The organism is Neobacillus mesonae, from assembly GCF_023715155.1.
Classification (GTDB): domain Bacteria; phylum Bacillota; class Bacilli; order Bacillales; family Cytobacillaceae; genus Neobacillus; species Neobacillus mesonae_A.
Genome location: NZ_JAMBNQ010000057.1, coordinates 1 through 18,831 on the forward strand (window position 1 = coordinate 1; position 18,831 = coordinate 18,831).

Annotated in this window: 11 protein-coding genes, 16 tRNA genes, 2 rRNA genes and 2 riboswitches; of the genes, 28 read left to right on the top strand and 1 reads right to left on the bottom strand. The window is 41.4% G+C overall.

All coding sequences use genetic code 11. The features are described 5' to 3' along the window. The 17 genes from rrf to M3183_RS25010 form a co-directional block, all read left to right on the top strand. Positions 1-99, top strand: a 5S ribosomal RNA gene (gene rrf, locus M3183_RS24930); the annotation flags it as partial. Positions 100-142: 43 nt separating this feature from the next. Then, positions 143-217: transfer RNA gene (locus tag M3183_RS24935), tRNA-Glu, on the top strand. 8 nt (positions 218-225) lie between these two features. Next, positions 226-301 (top strand) — tRNA-Val (locus M3183_RS24940). A 156-nt stretch (positions 302-457) separates the two neighbouring features. Continuing rightward, positions 458-530 (top strand) — tRNA-Lys (locus M3183_RS24945). Positions 531-543: 13 nt separating this feature from the next. After that, a tRNA-Leu gene (locus tag M3183_RS24950) sits at positions 544-628 on the top strand. 10 nt (positions 629-638) lie between these two features. After that, positions 639-713: transfer RNA gene (locus M3183_RS24955), tRNA-Gly, on the top strand. A gap of 5 nt (positions 714-718) precedes the next feature. Further along, positions 719-804, top strand: a tRNA-Leu gene (locus M3183_RS24960). Positions 805-816: 12 nt separating this feature from the next. Further along, positions 817-893, top strand: a tRNA-Arg gene (locus M3183_RS24965). A gap of 6 nt (positions 894-899) precedes the next feature. After that, positions 900-976: transfer RNA gene (locus M3183_RS24970), tRNA-Pro, on the top strand. A gap of 24 nt (positions 977-1,000) precedes the next feature. Beyond that, positions 1,001-1,073, top strand: a tRNA-Ala gene (locus M3183_RS24975). 20 nt (positions 1,074-1,093) lie between these two features. Then, positions 1,094-1,170 (top strand) — tRNA-Met (locus tag M3183_RS24980). 153 nt (positions 1,171-1,323) lie between these two features. After that, a tRNA-Ile gene (locus M3183_RS24985) sits at positions 1,324-1,397 on the top strand. Positions 1,398-1,404: 7 nt separating this feature from the next. After that, a tRNA-Ser gene (locus tag M3183_RS24990) sits at positions 1,405-1,497 on the top strand. A gap of 164 nt (positions 1,498-1,661) precedes the next feature. Then, a tRNA-Met gene (locus tag M3183_RS24995) sits at positions 1,662-1,735 on the top strand. A 99-nt stretch (positions 1,736-1,834) separates the two neighbouring features. Beyond that, a tRNA-Gly gene (locus M3183_RS25000) sits at positions 1,835-1,908 on the top strand. Between the two features lie 12 nt (positions 1,909-1,920). Continuing rightward, positions 1,921-1,994, top strand: a tRNA-Ile gene (locus M3183_RS25005). A gap of 135 nt (positions 1,995-2,129) precedes the next feature. Then, a tRNA-Arg gene (locus M3183_RS25010) sits at positions 2,130-2,203 on the top strand. 401 nt (positions 2,204-2,604) lie between these two features. Here M3183_RS25010 and M3183_RS25015 read toward each other — a convergent pair. Next, positions 2,605-3,081, bottom strand: a complete 477-nt coding sequence (locus tag M3183_RS25015) for a metal-dependent hydrolase (protein WP_251474368.1) — start codon at positions 3,079-3,081, stop codon at positions 2,605-2,607. A 416-nt stretch (positions 3,082-3,497) separates the two neighbouring features. Here M3183_RS25015 and M3183_RS25020 point away from each other — a divergent pair, with 416 nt between their 5' ends. From M3183_RS25020 to M3183_RS25070, 11 genes are all read left to right on the top strand, one after another. Further along, a complete protein-coding gene (locus M3183_RS25020) occupies positions 3,498-4,439 on the top strand; it encodes an AAA family ATPase (protein ID WP_396953761.1) in 942 nt (313 codons plus the stop codon). Between the two features lie 44 nt (positions 4,440-4,483). Further along, complete coding sequence (locus tag M3183_RS25025) at positions 4,484-5,656, top strand: DUF58 domain-containing protein (RefSeq protein WP_251474372.1); 1,173 nt, start codon at positions 4,484-4,486, stop codon at positions 5,654-5,656. Beyond that, positions 5,653-7,854: a DUF4129 domain-containing transglutaminase family protein gene (locus tag M3183_RS25030; RefSeq protein ID WP_251474375.1), complete on the top strand. Its 2,202-nt coding sequence runs from the start codon at positions 5,653-5,655 to the stop codon at positions 7,852-7,854. The genes M3183_RS25025 and M3183_RS25030 overlap by 4 nt, the downstream gene beginning before the upstream one ends. A gap of 35 nt (positions 7,855-7,889) precedes the next feature. Continuing rightward, a riboswitch (purine riboswitch) is annotated at positions 7,890-7,991 on the top strand. A gap of 153 nt (positions 7,992-8,144) precedes the next feature. Next, positions 8,145-9,665, top strand: coding sequence for a glutamine-hydrolyzing GMP synthase (gene guaA, locus M3183_RS25035; RefSeq protein ID WP_251474392.1), 1,521 nt, complete (start codon positions 8,145-8,147; stop codon positions 9,663-9,665). Positions 9,666-10,096: 431 nt separating this feature from the next. Next, a riboswitch (purine riboswitch) is annotated at positions 10,097-10,198 on the top strand. A 94-nt stretch (positions 10,199-10,292) separates the two neighbouring features. Continuing rightward, positions 10,293-11,621, top strand: coding sequence for an NCS2 family permease (locus tag M3183_RS25040; protein ID WP_251474377.1), 1,329 nt, complete (start codon positions 10,293-10,295; stop codon positions 11,619-11,621). Positions 11,622-11,763: 142 nt separating this feature from the next. Continuing rightward, complete coding sequence (locus M3183_RS25045) at positions 11,764-12,702, top strand: ABC transporter ATP-binding protein (protein WP_251474395.1); 939 nt, start codon at positions 11,764-11,766, stop codon at positions 12,700-12,702. 15 nt (positions 12,703-12,717) lie between these two features. Beyond that, positions 12,718-13,884 carry an ABC transporter permease gene (locus tag M3183_RS25050; RefSeq protein ID WP_251474380.1) on the top strand — a complete coding sequence of 389 codons (1,167 nt, stop codon included), beginning with the start codon at positions 12,718-12,720 and terminating at the stop codon, positions 13,882-13,884. Next, positions 13,877-15,001, top strand: a complete 1,125-nt coding sequence (locus tag M3183_RS25055; RefSeq protein WP_251474384.1) for an ABC transporter permease — start codon at positions 13,877-13,879, stop codon at positions 14,999-15,001. Before M3183_RS25050 ends, M3183_RS25055 begins: the two co-directional genes overlap by 8 nt. Before the next feature lie 91 nt (positions 15,002-15,092). Then, positions 15,093-15,935, top strand: a complete 843-nt coding sequence (gene glcT, locus M3183_RS25060) for a glucose PTS transporter transcription antiterminator GlcT (protein ID WP_251474386.1) — start codon at positions 15,093-15,095, stop codon at positions 15,933-15,935. Positions 15,936-16,118: 183 nt separating this feature from the next. Then, positions 16,119-18,182, top strand: a complete 2,064-nt coding sequence (gene ptsG, locus M3183_RS25065; protein WP_251474389.1) for a glucose-specific PTS transporter subunit IIBC — start codon at positions 16,119-16,121, stop codon at positions 18,180-18,182. Between the two features lie 428 nt (positions 18,183-18,610). Then, positions 18,611-18,831 (top strand): 16S ribosomal RNA (locus tag M3183_RS25070); the annotation flags it as partial.

Consider the following 18,831-nt stretch of genomic DNA (forward strand, 5'->3'; position numbering starts at 1 on the left):
GAAGGTCACACCCGTTCCCATACCGAACACGGAAGTTAAGCTTCTCAGCGCCGATGGTAGTTGGGGCCTTGCCCCTGTGAGAGTAGGACGCTGCCAGGCTAAGCCCCTTTTGGGGCTATTATTTTGCATTATTTTTGATATTGGCCCCTTGGTCAAGCGGTTAAGACACCGCCCTTTCACGGCGGTAACACGGGTTCGAATCCCGTAGGGGTCACCACTTTAATTGGAGGATTAGCTCAGCTGGGAGAGCATCTGCCTTACAAGCAGAGGGTCGGCGGTTCGATCCCGTCATCCTCCACCATTATGAGTTCTGATTTATCTCAATTGGCAGAATACAATCGAATAAGTTTCTTTGAAAGACAGCGAGTTGTACGCGTGGAGCCGCTTCTGGAATAAATATCCTGAGATGCGGACATCTGACGAACAAACCAAAGATTAGGTAGTAACTTTTATGTATGAGCCATTAGCTCAGTTGGTAGAGCATCTGACTTTTAATCAGAGGGTCGAAGGTTCGAGTCCTTCATGGCTCATCATTTTGAATATGCGGGTGTGGCGGAATTGGCAGACGCACCAGACTTAGGATCTGGCGCCGTAAGGCGTGGGGGTTCGACTCCCTTCACCCGCACCATTTGATAGTTGCGGAAGTAGTTCAGTGGTAGAACACCACCTTGCCAAGGTGGGGGTCGCGGGTTCGAATCCCGTCTTCCGCTCCAAATCTGCCGGGGTGGCGGAACTGGCAGACGCACAGGACTTAAAATCCTGCGGTAGGTGACTACCGTACCGGTTCGATTCCGGTCCTCGGCACTTTTTATTCATGCGCCCGTAGCTCAATTGGATAGAGCGTCTGACTACGGATCAGAAGGTTATGGGTTCGACTCCTTTCGGGCGCGCCATATAAACGGGAAGTAGCTCAGCTTGGTAGAGCACTTGGTTTGGGACCAAGGGGTCGCAGGTTCGAATCCTGTCTTCCCGACCATTTAGAGTTTACATATAACAATATGGGGCCTTAGCTCAGCTGGGAGAGCGCCTGCTTTGCACGCAGGAGGTCAGCGGTTCGATCCCGCTAGGCTCCATTCAATTCTTATTAAAAAATGGCGGTGTAGCTCAGCTGGCTAGAGCGTACGGTTCATACCCGTAAGGTCGGGGGTTCGATCCCCTCCGCCGCTACCAATTATAAAAATGTATAAGGACCTTTAGCTCAGCTGGTTAGAGCAACGAGCAAAGCTTCCTTGGATAATCTGCGAGTTGTACCCATCGCGCTGCATCTTGAATATACTTTCTAAGATGGGGACAGACAGATAAAAATTAGAATGAATTTAATAAGGACCTTTAGCTCAGCTGGTTAGAGCAGACGGCTCATAACCGTCCGGTCGTAGGTTCGAGTCCTACAAGGTCCATATGTATGGAGGAATACCCAAGTCCGGCTGAAGGGATCGGTCTTGAAAACCGACAGGCGGGTTAAACCGCGCGGGGGTTCGAATCCCTCTTCCTCCGCCATATTTATCTATAGTTTATTATCATCGCGGTGTGGAGCACGTTCGAATAATCTCCTTTGAATATTCTACAGTGTACCGATTGAATCACTGCTTGAATAAGCTTTCTAAGGTCGGGACAGTCTTTGTATCTGAGAGCATGGACGAAACATTATAATTTTTTACTATCGCGGGGTGGAGCAGTCTGGTAGCTCGTCGGGCTCATAACCCGAAGGTCGCAGGTTCAAATCCTGCCCCCGCAATTTTTAATTATTGGGCTATAGCCAAGCGGTAAGGCAAATCGCTGCAAAATCATTGCACTGGTTCAAATCCGTTTGCCGTCTTTAGGGGAATTTTAAAATGCGGGTGTAGTTTAGTGGTAAAACCACAGCCTTCCAAGCTGTTGTTGTGAGTTCGATTCTCATCACCCGCTCCAGAGTGTTTCAGGGGGCCTATAGCTCAGCTGGTTAGAGCGCACGCCTGATAAGCGTGAGGTCGATGGTTCAAGTCCATTTAGGCCCACCTTTTTATATAAATTTAATGATTTCGGCTCAGTGGTAAAGCTAACGGCTGTTAATCATTCGGCAGCAGGTTTGAAAATTGCCTGTGGAATTATTTTTTATATAGGGGAAGTATTTTCCTCTGCATGTATTTGTTGCGCCTTTAGCTCAGCAGGATAGAGCATACGCCTTCTAAGCGTACGGTCAGAGGTTCGAATCCTCTAAGGCGCGTAGAGACCTAATCCAATCTGGATTTGGTTTTTTTATTAGCAATATTTTGAGCATTATTTGATGGGCCGGTAAGTGTATCAAAAGATAGGCAAAGGACGCGGGGATATTGTCTTTGATATCAAAGACCCGCATAAAATAGTTTGAGTATACACTAATTGAACATATGAAATACCAATACTATCAAGCTATGTTTATATTCAAACAGACTTGTATAAGGTGGCAGAGGTTAAGATGAGGAAAAATTTTTACTTTAAATACTCATCATATAGATAAAGGCAGGCCTGTAATAATTGGCTTGCCTTTTTTAAGTTCGTCCAGTACTGTTCAAATACACAGGATATTAGCCGCGACAAATAAACACAGCAGGTGTTTGAAATTCCTAGTGTCATTTTCGTTTAGAATTATAAATAAATTTGATAACCTACATAACAAAGATATACGATTAAAACGGTGAAAAATCCTTGTTCAATTGTACCGCCAGTACGAATTCCGCCAGGTATACCTATATTAATTTTTAGAGGCCATAGAAACTTAATTCCTTGTTTTGTAAGCATATCCAGAATCATATGACTGAACATTCCCAGCAAGATGCCGGTTTCAAATTCTTTAGGTAAAGAAGTCTGCTGAAATAAGAAGAATGCTAGAACTAAAAACAAAAGACTATGAGTAAAGGAACGATGTCCGAATACAGTGCTGACTATATTATCTATCAACGGTACCCTTCGGCCAATCGATGAACCGGTGTGGTCAATATCAGGTATTAAAGCCCCAAGAGCTAAGCTGCCAAAAAAAAGAGCCTCATGGCCAACGGTTCCTCCTAAGTTTAAATATAGAGCTCCAGCTGCTAAGCCCCCAACAATATGTGTCTTACCTTCCATGTTTCTCCCCTATTCTTTGTAATCTATTTCTATAATTCCAGTATGAATCAGCTGTTGGCTTAAATCAACCAGTCTGTTTTGCAAGATGCAAGGAATAAAGCGATAACTTACTTTCTAATGATCAGAGTGGTTTTCACCAATTGGAAGATCAGGATTACGCATCAAAGTCTGCTATATTCAAGAAATGGAACGGTCTTGTAAAAGGATTACGGATATTTTGCTTGAAAGGAATTTATTTAATTGGAATATGTGAATTTTAGCAGTATCTAACATGATAGAATATATATTTACAAAAACCAGATTTAAGGAAATCCCATGTCTTTTTCACAGGAATTTTACAGAAAAATGGCGAATACATACAACAATGAAAAATAAACCCCCTGATAAGGAGGAGAATCTTTTTGACGAAAATACAAATGAATCCTGTGATAGATCAAATTCTTACAAATATTGAAAAGGTGATGATTGGCAAAAGAGATGTGGCAGAGCTAAGCCTTGTGGCACTGCTTGCAGGAGGTCACGTGCTTTTGGAAGATGTACCGGGTGTAGGAAAGACGATGATGGTCCGTGCTTTAGCGAAATCTGTTAATGCCAGTTTCCGGCGAATTCAGTTTACTCCGGATTTGCTCCCATCGGATGTTACCGGTGTTTCGATTTACAATCCAAAAGACATGGAATTTCAATTTAGGCCAGGGCCGTTGATGGGGAATATCATCCTGGCAGATGAAATTAATCGGACATCGCCCAAGACACAATCTGCACTGTTGGAAGGAATGGAAGAAGCCAGTGTCACTATTGACGGTGTGACCCATAAACTGCAAAAGCCATTTTTCGTTATGGCGACACAAAATCCTATCGAATATGAAGGGACTTACCCGCTGCCGGAGGCTCAGCTTGACCGCTTTTTACTAAAAATGAGAATGGGATACCCGGATATTCAAGAGGAAATGGAGGTATTAACGAGGGCCCAAAAAGTTCCGCCGATTGAAGACCTCCAACCGGTTATTGACCTTGACGGATTAAGAACCCTGCAGGAGAAAATAAAAGAAGTATTTGTTGATGATACAATTAAGCGTTATATTGTCGACATTGTCAGGCGGACACGTGACCATGGCAGTGTTTATCTTGGAGCGAGTCCGCGCGGTTCCATCGCTTTAATGAAAGCAGCCCAAGGATTTGCGTTCCTGTATAACCGTGATTATGTTCTTCCAGATGATATTCAATATTTGGCGCCATTTGTGCTGGCACATCGCATTATTTTAAAATCAGAGGCAAAATTCGAAGGAATTTCCGCTGAGCAAATTATTAAACGGGTTGTTGAACGGGTTCCAGTACCCGTGCAAAGGTTCGTGAGATAACCATGAAAAAAGCTGGGCTTTTTATCAAAAAGGTATGGAAGTTTATGTTGTTATTTTTGTTGCTTTTCCTTACCTTTTCCTATGCGATGTTCCAGGGGGGATTTGTCAGCTGGTTTTTATTTTACAGCTTTCTGCCGTTTGCACTCTACTGTGTGGCACTTACTTTTTATCCGCTTGGGGATTTTCATGTCACGAGAGTATTCTCAAAGATGGAATACAATTCCGGCGAACCGTTAAAGGTTACGGTTACCATTAAAAGATCAAAGATGTTTCCCTTGTTTTATTTACTGATAGAAGATCAATTGAATAAAGCTCTTTCCATCGTGCCGCAGGAAAAGGGTGTGAAGGCATTGTTATTTCCTGGTTTCAAAAAGGAGCTTTCCTATGAATATATCGTAAAAGAATTGCCCCGGGGGGAGCATTTTTTTCATACGTTTACAGTGAAGACAGGGGATCCGCTTGGACTTTTTGAAAAGGAAAGGGACTTTTCTTCTGAGGGGAAGATCATTGTCTATCCTCCATATACCGAAATGCTATACCGGCCATTTGAAAACCAATATGATCAAGGGTTAACGGCCTCAAGGGAACGGGTGCAGCGTGATACCTCAATGACCGTCGGGGTAAGGGAATACCGCCCGGGTGACCGTTTCTCCTGGATTAACTGGAAAGCAACAGCAAAACGAAATGAATTTATGACGAAGGAATTTGAACAGCGGCAGTCCCATGATGTTTTTGTCGTAATGGACTGTATGGCTGACAGACGTTTTGAAACGGTTGTATCTTTTACCACATCACTTCTGAGGGCCATCTTAAAAAGAGGGGCGCAAGCCGGTTTATTAACGAATAGCAATGAAAAAGCCTCATTTCCAATTATGGGAGGAGAGCGCCACTTACACCAGCTTTTCTACCAACTCGCAAAGATTGAGGCCAAAAGCAATACGCCATTAGATAAAGTCTTAGCGATGGATGGCAGCTTTGTTCAGCAGACAGTATCCATTATGCTGGTTACGGCAAATTTAACAAAATCGCTGATTGAAAAATCAAGCTTTCTTGGGCAAAGAAAAGGAACCATTACTCTATTTCTTATAAAAGAGAAAATGGAACTTCCGACAGATGGAGAGCGTTCTCTTATGGCGATTTCTGCTGCCCGCGGGGTCCGTGTTGTACTGGTTCATGAAGGTGATTTTACCGCAGCCTTTTCGGAGGTGGCCAGATGATGATAAAACGAGACTTTCCAACCTTACTGCTATATATGCTGGGATTCATTCTATTGTGGGAATGGCTCCGCCCGGTTGAAAAATTAACGGATACTGCTCATATGGAAGTCTTTATTATTTTCCTGCTCGTATCACTTGCTTTATCTTTTTTTAAAATGAAATGGATTTGGCAATTTTTCATAAAAAGTATGTATATGCTGTTTTTTATTCACCGGTTTTATTATGAAGGAGGCTTTTTTCAATTTAGCTGGGTAAAATCATTTTCAGCCGATTTTATCGCGAATGTTGGATTTATGTTAGCGAGAAACTGGACGGCCCTATCTTATGAGTTTCGTACATTCCTGCTGTTTATTCTTCTTTGGCTGATGGTTTACTTAATTCATTATTGGCTTTTACGGCAGCAGCAAATTTTTATATTCTTCTTTATGACACTGGTTTATATTACTGTCCTGGATACCTTTACCGTTTATGATGCCAAATATGCCATAGTCCGCACGGTTGTTTCAGGTTTTACCGTAATGGGGATGCTGACGTTTTATCGAATACTCAATCGGGAAAAGGTCAACAGCAATCCAGCTTCTTTGAAAAAATGGATGGCTCCTCTTGCTGGAATGGTGGCGTTTAGTATCCTTGCAGGGGTGATTTCACCGAAAGCAGCACCATTTTGGCCTGATCCTGTTCCATATCTGAAGGCCGCAAAGGATGGTGTCGCCAATAAAGGCAGCAATGGACCAAGCCGAATCGGTTATGGGGAGAATGATGACCGGCTGGGAGGACCGTTTATTGGTGATGATAGCCCTGTATTCATGGCTGAAGCCCCTGATAAAAACTATTGGAAGGTAGAAACAAAGGATTTGTATACGGGAAAGGGATGGATTGCCTCTGGTTCAACATCAATTGAGTTTCCTGAAGGAGGACTTGTTCCAGTTTATTCGGCCCTTGGCACTGTGGAGACCATGAAGGAAACAGCTGTTATCTATCCTGTTAATACACGTAATCCTCTTATTGTTTATCCGGCAGGCGTCCAAAGAATCAGAAATATTAATCCTAAAAATCCTCAAGGAAGTCATTCAATAGGGATTGATACGACCAAAGAGAAAATCGAAAGTTTTGAAGCAACTGATTACACAATGGACTTTACGGTCCCAAGATACAAAGTTGATGATTTAAGAAAAACAACAGCTTTTAACCCATCTGAAATGGGACAGGAATTTTACGATCTATATACCCGGCTTCCAGCTAGTCTGCCCCCACGTATTAAACAATTGACGGAAGAAATCACTGCAGGGAAAAACAACTGGTATGATAAAGCCAAGGCGGTGGAAGCATATTTTAGCAGCAGTGATTTCACATATGACCAAAAGAATGTGGCCATGCCAGGGAAATACGATGACTACGTTGATCAGTTTCTATTTGATACGAAACGTGGCTATTGTGATAATTTTTCCACCTCGATGGCCGTGATGTTAAGAACGATTGGCATTCCAACTCGCTGGGTTAAAGGCTTTACCGGCGGAGGTTTTATGAAGTACGGCGGGGAAAATGATTCGTTGAAGGTCTATCGAATTACCAATAATAATGCACATTCCTGGGTAGAAGTATTTCTCCCAAATCAAGGGTGGGTTCCGTTTGAGCCGACAAAAGGTTTTACAAACGATCTAAGAATCAACTATGGTGCAGGCGAGACAGCTCTTAATGACCAGCCTTCGGTACCGGCTTCCGTGCAAAAGCCGCAGGAGAAACCGAAGGATGAACCAAAACATCCCACCAAAAAGGAAAAGATATTTGATTTTAAACTGACATGGTTAAAAGTCAAATTCTTTTTTATAGCTCATTGGAAATGGATGGTTCTTACCATAGCTGGTGTTATAGTGTTAACTGCCATCCTGTATCATATCCGCGGAAAGTGGCTGCCTTATCTTGTATTGATGCGATATCGATTCAAGCGAAAAGATGAAACCATTGCTTCAGCCTATTTGACTTTATTGCATCAATTGGACCGCTATGGCTTAAAAAGGAAAGAAAATCAAACATTAAGAAATTATGCTAAGTATATTGACAGCTTTTTCTCAACAAGAGAGATGACGCGGCTTACAAGTTGTTATGAGGAGTACTTGTATCACAAACATCTGCCGGAAGGAAGCTGGCAGGACAGCAGGGAATTGTGGGAAAATTTAATTAAAAAGACAATCGCTTGACCGTAAAAACAACCTATTGATACAATATGATGGAATTTTAATACGGAAATTTGCTTCATATATCCTCAAAGATAGGGTTTGAGAGTCTCTACCGGACCACCGTAAACGGTCTGACTATGAAGGCGGAATGGTCCTCGCGATTAATTATTACGAGAAAGCTAGAATTCTGCCTTCCTGGTATCTGCAGGGAGAAGAATGCTGGCTTTTTTTGTTGTTAAATGATTCAAAGTGGTAAAAACTAAAATAACTTGAAGAAAATTGAGGTGGCTGTTTTGTCTGGGAAACAAGAAATGATTGTTGTATTAGACTTTGGAAGTCAATATAATCAGCTGATTACTCGCCGAATCCGCGAATTTGGTGTTTACAGTGAGCTGCATCCGCATACGATTACAGCGGATGAAATCCGTAAATTAAATCCAAAAGGAGTTATCTTCTCAGGCGGACCGAACAGTGTCTATGATGAAAATTCCTTCCGCTGTGATCCTGCCATTTTTGATATGGGACTTCCAGTTCTAGGGATTTGTTATGGAATGCAGCTGATGACTGTTCATTTAGGCGGAAAAGTTGAGAAGGCACACCAGCGTGAATATGGAAAGGCAACTATGGAGATTCAGGGTGAGTCTAAACTGTTTGAAGGCCTTCCTAAAGAACAGGTTGTCTGGATGAGCCATGGTGACTTGGTTGTAGAACCGCCTGCTGGCTTTACAGTTGAAGCGACAAGTTCTTCCTGTCCGATAGCGGCTATGAGCGATAAAGCGCGCAATTTCTATGCTGTACAGTTCCATCCGGAAGTACGACATTCTGTTTACGGTAATGAGCTTCTGAAAAATTTCGTCTTTCATGTGTGCGGTGCAAAAGGCAATTGGTCTATGGAAAACTTTATCGAAATGCAAATGGAGAAAATCCGTGAAACTGTTGGAGATAAGAAAGTCCTTTGTGCATTAAGCGGCGGGGTAGACTCATCGGTTGTAGCTGTATTAATTCACAAGGCAATCGGTGATCAACTGACATGTATTTTTGTAGATCATGGTTTGCTAAGAAAATATGAAGCAGATAGTGTCATGAAGACCTTCTCTGAAGGCTTCCATATGAATGTCATTAAAGTGGATGCAAAAGATCGTTTCTTATCCAAGCTTGAGGGTGTTTCTGACCCTGAGAAGAAGCGGAAAATTATCGGCAACGAATTTATTTATGTGTTTGATGATGAAGCAACCAAACTTGAAGGCATTGACTATTTAGCACAGGGAACATTATATACAGATGTGATTGAAAGCGGAACAGCAACTGCGCAAACAATTAAATCCCATCATAATGTGGGCGGGCTGCCGGAAGATATGCAGTTTAAGCTGATTGAGCCTCTTAATACCTTATTTAAAGATGAAGTCCGTGCCCTTGGGACAGAACTTGGAATTCCGGATGAGATTGTCTGGCGCCAGCCATTCCCAGGTCCGGGATTAGGAATTCGTGTACTTGGTGCAATTAGTGAAGATAAGCTTGAAATCGTCCGCGAATCAGATTGGATTTTACGTGATGAAATTAAAAAGGCAGGCCTTGAACGGGATATTTGGCAATACTTTACGGTGCTTCCGGACATTCGCAGTGTAGGTGTTATGGGAGATACTCGAACTTATGATTATACAATCGGAATTCGTGCAGTTACATCGATTGACGGTATGACTTCTGACTGGGCACGCATTCCTTGGGATGTGCTAGAAGTCATCTCTACCAGAATTGTGAACGAAGTACCTCATGTAAACCGGGTCGTGTATGACATCACCAGCAAGCCGCCGGCAACAATTGAGTGGGAATAAGAAAAATAAAGCTCCAGTTCCTGATAGAGGGACTGGGCTTTTTTTGGTTAAAAGGAAGTTCTATGGGACAAAACACACGAGGACTTTGAAAAACAGTCCCATAGAGAGATCCTATAGGAAGCAGGGTGGTCAGAGAAGAATAGTCTCATAGAGAGAGACTGTAGGACGATCAGTTGAAGAATGCGAAGAACAGTCCCATAAAAAGATTCTTTGGACAAATCAAGTAGGGAAGGCGAAAAAACAGTCACATATACAGAAATAGAAAAAAGTATAAATAATTTCCGGAAAAGGTAATCCTTTAGACCGAATTCACCTGCTTTAAAAAATTAACAGTTAAAGCAGGAACACGAACAATATGATTTTTAAAAATTAAATTGTTCGTATTTATTATTGACGAATAAATATATCGCTGGTATTATAGTAGATGAAAAGAGAATACTGTCGAATTACGTCGTATAATATTGGGGATATGGCCCAGAAGTTTCTACCAAGCCACCGTAAATGGCTTGACTACGAGGTAAGTGTGAATAAAAGGGGTCTTTTCTCCACAAATTACACATACCTAAAGTCAACGCTCTGGTAGAAAACACCAGAGTATTTTTTTGTGAAAAAATAGGAGGAAGGATCATGCAAAAGTATTTTGAGTTTGAAAAACTGGGTACTAATTACCGTCGTGAAATAATTGGAGGATTTACGACTTTCTTAGCAATGGCTTATATATTAGTTGTAAACCCGTTAACATTATCACTTGCATCTGTAAAGGATTTTCCTGATGCGTTAAGAATGGACCATGGAGCAGTGTTTGTTGCAACAGCCTTGGCATCTGCACTAGGTTCAATCGTTATGGGGCTTATCGGTAAATATCCATTGGCGCTTGCACCTGGGATGGGGTTGAACGCATTCTTTGCTTTTTCAGTTGTTTTGGGCAGCGGAATTCCATGGCAGCATGCGCTTGGCGCCGTCTTTATATCAGGGGTATTTTTCCTAATTTTAACGTTAACAGGACTTCGTGAAAAAATTATTAACGCCATTCCAACTGATTTAAAATATGCGGTTGGTGCCGGCATTGGCCTATTTATCACTTTTGTTGGTTTGCAAAGTGCGAAAATCATTGTCAATAATGATGCAACACTTGTTGGATTAGGGGACTTAACATCACCAGAACCGCTGCTTGCCATTTTCGGTATCATTGTTACAGTGATCATGATGACTCGCGGGGTTAGCGGTGCGGTATTTTACGGTATGGTATTAACTGTTATCGTGGGGATGATTTTTGGAGAAATTAAAGTGCCGCATCAAATTGTCGGCCAAGTTCCAAGTATTTCTCCAACTTTTGGTGCTGCCTTTTCTTCTTTTAATGACAGCTCGTTCTATACAACGGCTATGCTAGGGGTAATCTTGACATTCTTGTTCGTTGACTTCTTCGATAATGCCGGAACATTAGTTGCGGTAGCTGGTCAGGCAGGATTAATGAAGGATGGCAAACTCCCAAGAGCAGGAAGAGCGTTAATTTCGGACTCGGTTGCTTCCACTGTTGGTGCTGTTTTAGGAACATCAACTACCACATCTTTCGTTGAATCCACAGCAGGTGTTGCAGCGGGTGCTAGAACAGGGTTTGCTTCATTAGTTACAGCAGCATGTTTTATTTTAGCATTGTTCTTCTTTCCATTATTATCAGTCATTACTGCTCCAGTAACTGCCCCGGCTTTAATTATTGTCGGAGCACTGATGGTTGGAAATTTAGGGAAAATTGACTGGACACGATTTGAAATCGCCGTTCCAGCGTTTTTAACCATGATTGCCATGCCATTGTCTTACAGCATTGCAACAGGAATTGCCATTGGATTTGTTTTCTATCCGATTACGATGATTGTCAAAGGACGTATTAAGGACATTCATCCAATCATGTATTTATTCTTTGTCATCTTTGTTCTATATTTTATATTCTTGCAATAATCCAAGAAAAGGCCGCTGTGACTTTGGTCCCAGCGGCTTATTTTTTTTTGCGAAAAATGTCATGGAAAAAATGGTTATTTTTCCATATTGATTGTTGTATGATTAAAGGCGGAAGAATGATGCAGGAGGTGTTAGGGTGGAATTGTTAAATGTTCAACATTTAAGAAAAAGCTTCGGCCAGCTCGAGGCGGTAAAAGGAGTAACATTTAGTGTGAAAAAGGGGGAATCATTTGGGCTTCTTGGTCCAAATGGCGCTGGAAAGTCAACGACTATTAATATGATTACCGGTTTGTTTCCGCCGACATCGGGGTCCATTTTTCTGCATGACATTGATGTGGTTAAACAACCGAAACAGGCACAAAAAAGGATTGGAGTGGTTCCGCAGGAAATTGCCCTCTACCAGGAAATGTCGGCATGGGAAAATTTAAAATTTTGGGGAAGGATATATGGCTTAAACGGCAGCCAGCTTACGAGGAAGGTTGAAGAGGTCCTTGAAATTATTGGACTATCAGACCGGGCAAAAGACAAGGTTTCAACTTTTTCAGGAGGCATGAAGCGCCGGGTGAATATCGGGGCAGCCATCCTTCATAATCCTGAGCTTCTCATCATGGATGAACCGACTGTAGGGATTGATCCGCAATCTAGAAATCATATTCTAGAGACGGTTAAGCAGCTTAATGAAGAGGGAATGACTGTTATCTATACGAGTCATTATATGGAGGAAGTAGAATACCTTTGTGAGAGAATCGGGATTATTGACCATGGTGTAGTCATTGCCAGCGGTACATTGAAGGAATTAAGAGAGAAGATGGAGGACCGCTCCAGAATCAAATTAACCATAGATGGAGTAAAGGAAAATGCTGCTGATATAAACAAAGTGTTAGCTGGACATTTTTCTGAAAAAGAATTCCAGTTTCAGGATAATCAGCTGATTGTTTTTCATAAGGAACCACAATTGGTGCTAAGTGAACTAGTCCACTCGGTGACAGAAACGGGAACACGAATTACCTCTGTTGATATTGTCGAACCTAACCTTGAAAGCGTGTTTTTGCATTTAACCGGACGGAATTTAAGAGATTGATAGGGGGGATGTTTTTTGAGTTTCTGGTGGCTGGCACGGAAGGATTTACTGCTCACCTTTCGGGACAAAAAGGCATTTATTACCTTGATTGCGATGCCATTGTTGTTAATTGCTATTTTAGGGGCAGCTTTTGGCAATTTGATGAAAGATGAAGAAGTTTCCATAAAAAAATTCACCCTTGGTGTCACAGATTTAGACCAAGGAGTACTGAGCAAAGTATTAACGGATGAAGTATTTAAAAAGGGGATGGAAGACCAAATTAAGCTTCAATTTTTTCAAGAAAAGGACTTACTCCAAAAAATAAAAAACCATGAATTAGAGGTTGGCATTATTATTCAGCCGGACTTTTCGAAATCTCTATTATCTGGTGAAGAAACGAGGATAAAGCTCGTATCCACCCCTGACCCAGGCGTAAAACCAATCATTGTGCAAAGCGTAGTGGAACAGTTTGCACAGACCATTCCTATTCAAACGATGTTAGCCGCGAAACAGGAAACGGGAGCGGTACAGCAGGAATCTATTGAACCGAAAGACCTCATCAAAGAATCCACACTAAGTAAAAAAACAAAGCCGGCAGGCTCTTTCCAATACTATGCAGCAGCAATGGGAGTCATGTTTTTGCTCATGACAGTTGTTCAAGGGGTTACCATGATGATCCGTGAAAAAGAAGAGCCGGTTTACCAGCGTTTACAGCTAACGAATTTAACCTACTCCCATTATCTTCTAGGAAAAATGATGGGTCTGGTTATTCTATGTTTCATTCAAGCACTTATTATTATTATTGGCACGAACTTACTATTTGATGTTAACTGGGGGTCATCTATTTCGGGTGTCATCATCATGACTTTTGCCTTCGTAGTGAATGCTTGCGGGCTGGGGATGCTTGCAGGGGCATTGATTAAAACGGAAAAAGGATTTAATGTGGCAGGGATGCTTGGTACTCAGATTATGGCTGCTTTAGGAGGCAGTATGGTACCGCTTTATATCTTCCCTGACTGGATAGTCTCAGTAACAAAGTTTTTCCCTAATGGTCTTGCACTGCAAACCTATCTGAAACTAATGTCAGGTGCGAAACTTACGGAAATTCTCCCTGCCGTTGCCGGCTCGATTGCCTTGGGACTGCTGTTTTTGGCTATTGGTGTAATCTTTCTAGTTTTTGAAAGGAGAGGAAAGTATGCGTAGAATTTTTCCAATCCTGTCCCTGCATTTAAAAAGCTTTTTTAAGACGCCTGCCGCTTTTGTGTTGATGTTTGTCATGCCGGTATTATTTAGCTGGATTTTTGGCGGTATGTCTGTAAATTCCAAGCAGAATAAACCAGTGGTAAATATTGTGGCAGATCGTAATGAAACTAATACAGAAATCATTAAGCTATTAAAAAAAGATAAAAACTTCAAATGGGAAACAGAAACACTCAAGAAGGCACGTGAAAATGTCTCCAATGATATGGTTATTGCCGCTGTTGCCATACCTGAAGATTTCCAGGAACGTATAATAGGACAGAGGGCTTTATTTGATGTGATTTTACAGAAGAAATCGCAGGATTATCAGGCTTTGAATGCCTATTTGCAAGGATCGGCAAGGCTGATTTCAAGTTCTTATCAGGCTGCTGATACACTTGAAGCCTCTTTTTCTGATGTTTTAGCAGGGGTTGTGAATCAAAAGGGAATAGTGGTAGAAAGACAAACGATTGAAAAGAACCCTGACAATCACGTTCAAGTAAATTTAATGGTCGTAGGTTTTGCCATTATGTTTATGATGTTCGGTCTTTCTGGTGCCGCTTCCGCCATTTTGGATGAACGCCGGAATGGTACGTGGGGAAGATTATTGATTTCGCCGGCACGAAAAGGTGAGATTATTACCGGTTATTTATTATCTTACTTTATAATGGGGTGGATTCAATTTGCAGTACTTTTAGCTGCAATCAAATTCATGTTTGGTTCGAGCTGGGGGAGTCTGTCTTATCTGGTGCCATATACGTCCCTTGTGATTATAATGGTAACAGGATTCGGTCTGATGATAGCTGGAATTGTTAAAACAAAACAGCAGGCCATGGCTCTGAATTCAGTCTTAATTGTCAGTACTTGTATGCTTGGCGGTGTTTATTGGCCGCTGGATATTGTACCGGAATTCATGCAAAAAATAGCCTTAGCTGTACCCCAAAGCTGGGCAATGTCAGGGTTTAAGGAAATTATGAGCGGAAGCCTTCATAGCGGAATTCTACTAAAAGATATTTTGGCATTACTTGGGTTTACAGTAGTATTTTTTGCTATTGGTCTTAGAGGAATGAAGTTTGAGTGATTTCTGATAAAGGCCGCAGCATTGACATTAAGGTAAGTCTTTTATACGATTTTATTACGAATAGCAGTATGGTGAAAAGAGTGAGCTATAAATGGCGGTTCTACAAATTGAAAAAGTATTAAATAATAATGTTCTTATTGCTGAACATCCTTCCTATCAAGAGGTAGTTATCATAGGAAAAGGGATTGGTTTTAACCGAAAACGAGGCGATACAATTGATACAAATGGGATAGAGAAACTGTTTGTGTTAAAAGATGAGCAGGAGCAGGAAAATTACATCAAACTGCTTCCGTATATTGACCGAGATATTCATGAAGTGTTTATTTCTGCAATTGAACTCATCAAACAAAAGACCCATACAGAACTAAATGAACATATTCATGTGGCTTTAACAGACCATTTAATGATGGCGCTTACGCGTGCCGCGCAGAGAATAAAAGTAACCAACCCGTTTTTGGTTGAAACAAAGGCGCTTTATCGGCGTGAATATGAAATAGCATTAGAAGTGGTAAATCTAATTAAAGAACAGACAGGAATCGAACTTCCCCAAGGTGAAGTTGGCTTTATTACTTTGCATGTCCATAGTGCTATTACAAATAAAAACCTATCAGAGGTCAACAAGGATTCCCAGCTGGTAAGCCGTCTTGTTAGGATGGTAGAGGAACAGCTCGAAATGCAGATTGATAAAGATAGTATTGATTATATAAGGCTGGTCCGTCATCTGCGTTTTACCATAGAGCGGGTAAAGAAGGGTGAACGGGTAGAAGAGCCGGAAAAAATAACTTCCCTCTTGAAAAAGGAATACCCGGTGTGCTATTATCTCGCTTGGAAGCTCATTAAAGTCATGCAGCAAACACTGAAATTGCAAGTTTTCGATGCGGAAGCCGTTTATTTGACAATGCACCTGCAAAGATTACAAGCAAAAATTAAATAGTCATTATTTTTTACGTGTTACTGATACGATCAGGCATGAGTGAAAAGTATTGATAGAAATGAAGCAGATGGGGAAGCTATACCCAATTCCTTCCTTTCTATTGCACTTTTCCTTATGCCTTTTTTTGTGTTTCCATCATGCAAACGCTTAATGGGTTTAACCTAATATATAAGGGGTATTATAATGTTAAAAAATGCATTTGGAGTGCTTCAAAAGATTGGTAAAGCACTGATGCTTCCGGTTGCTCTCTTACCTGCAGCAGGTTTATTGCTGGGTATAGGAAATGCCATCCAGCAGCCAAATATGCTTGAATTTTTACCGTTTTTAGATGCGCACTGGATCCAAATGACGGCAGGTGTTATGGAGGATGCTGGCAGTATTATCTTTGGAAACTTGGCGCTGATATTTGCCGCTGGTGTTGCCATTGGTTTAGCAGGGGACGGTGCCGCCGCTCTTGCAGCGATTGTTGGTTATCTTGTACTAAACCAGGTAATGAGTTCTTGGATTGGTGTTACAGCAAAAATGATTGAGGGGGATCCAAGCTTTGCTAATGTTTTAGGGATTCCTACACTGCAAACAGGTGTGTTTGGCGGAATTATCGCCGGATTAATTGCAGCCTATTGTTACAATCGATTCCACAATATTGAAATGCCGTCGTTTCTCGGTTTCTTTGCAGGAAAAAGATTTGTTCCGATTGTTACCGCTGCAGCTTCATTTATTGCTGGTTTATTGCTATTACTTATTTGGCCGCCTATCCAGGATGGTATGAACGCAGCCTCTAACTGGTTATTAGGCAGCGGAACGTATATTGCGGTATTTTTCTTTGGATTTATTAAACGATTGTTGATTCCATTCGGTCTGCATCATATTTTCCATGCACCGTTTTGGTATGAATTTGGTTCGTATAAGGCAGCAGCCGGTGATATCGTTCGCGGGGACATGTCGATATTCTTTGCCCAGCTAAAAGATAATGTAAAACTAACAGCTGGTTACTTCATGGGCGGTGAGTTCCCAGTCATGATGTTTGGTTTACCAGCCGCCGCATTAGCCATGTACCACACCGCTAAGCCGGAAAGGAAAAAGCTTGTTGCCGGGTTACTTGGTTCAGCGGCATTAACATCATTCTTAACAGGAATTACTGAACCAATCGAATTCTCATTTATGTTTATTTCCCCATTATTGTTCTTGCTTCATGCGGTATTAGATGGTTTATCATTTGTAATTATGGCAATGCTGGGTCTGCATTTTGGTTACACCTTCTCGGGTGGTGCTATTGACTTCTTCCTATTCGGAATTTTACCAGGCAAGCAGCCATGGTGGATTGTGATTCTTATAGGACTGGTCTTTGCGGTTATTTACTATTTTGTCTTTCGTTTTGCGATTACCAAGTTTAATCTAAAAACACCAGGAAGAGAAGATGCTGATGACAATAGAGTAGTAGAAACTGGGGCAAAAGGACAAACAGATAACCTTGCTCCCAATATTCTGGAAGCTATGGGAGGACAGCAAAATATCGCTCATCTTGATGCATGTATAACACGTCTTCGCGTTTCGGTGAATGATATTAAAGATGTAGATAAAGACGAACTGAAAAAACTTGGTGCGTCAGGCGTTCTGGAGGTTGGTAACAATATCCAAGCGATATTCGGACCTCGTTCAGAGATTATTAAAGGCCAAATGCAGGATATTATAAGCGGTAAAAAACCTCGAGCGGAAGAAAAAGCGCCAGAAAAAGGTGTCGAGCAGCAAGTTGAAGAGGTTAATCCAGAAGCATTGCAGAATGAAAGAAAGGTTGAGGATCATTTTGTTGTTCCAATCAAAGGAGAAATTAAGCCGATTTCTGAAGTGCCAGATCCCGTCTTCGCAGAAAGATTGATGGGTGACGGTTTTGCTATTGTACCTGAAGAAGGAATGGTTGTTTCCCCAGTTGACGGTAAAATTGTAAACCTATTCCCAACGAAACATGCCATAGGAATTTTATCTGACAGCGGCCGTGAAGTCTTAATTCACGTTGGTTTAGATACTGTGAACCTTAAAGGAGAAGGCTTTGAAACATTAGTTGATGAAAATGCAACGATTAAACAAGGCCAGCCATTATTAAAATTTGATATTGCTTATATTAAGGAACATGCAAAATCAATTACACCTATTGTCTTTACTAACTTAGGAGAAGGAGAAAAAGTTGTAATTGAAAAGCAAGGTCTTGTTGAGATGAAAGAAGAAGGAATCGTTAAGATTTCGAAATAACTTACACTAGCCGGCTTCCGGGTTTTCCGGGAGCCGGCTAGTGTAATAGAATGACTTTAGACAGTTTAGCCAGCGTTAGCCTGCAAAACAAAATACCACCTGAGGGTGGTCATGATTAATATGTATTTAATCAGAAATAATAGACTTTTAAAGTTGGTGTTGACTCTTCCTTCTTACGGTGCTATTATATGTAAGCAGTCGTTACTGACGGGTTAACAAAAAAGAAAAATGTAAAACTTGAAAATAAAATGTTGACTCCGAATAAACTGCGTGATATAATAATAAAGTTGCTTCTTAAAGAAGTAATGATTTGTTCTTTGAAAACTAAACAAACAAAAACGTCAACAAACAATGAATTATCGAGTTTCTTCTATTATATATAGTTGAATTCGAGCCAATGTAAATTTTATGAGCTAATCAACTCAACTTTTTTGGAGAGTTTGATCCTGGCTCAGGACGAACGCTGGCGGCGTGCCTAATACATGCAAGTCGAGCGAATTTTTGGGAGCTTGCTCCCGAGAATTAGCGGCGGACGGGTGAGTAACACGTGGGCAACCTGCCTGTAAGATCGGGATAACTTCGGGAAACCGGAGCTAATACCGGATAATTCTTATCTGCACATGCAGATAAGTTAAAAGTCGGTTTCGGC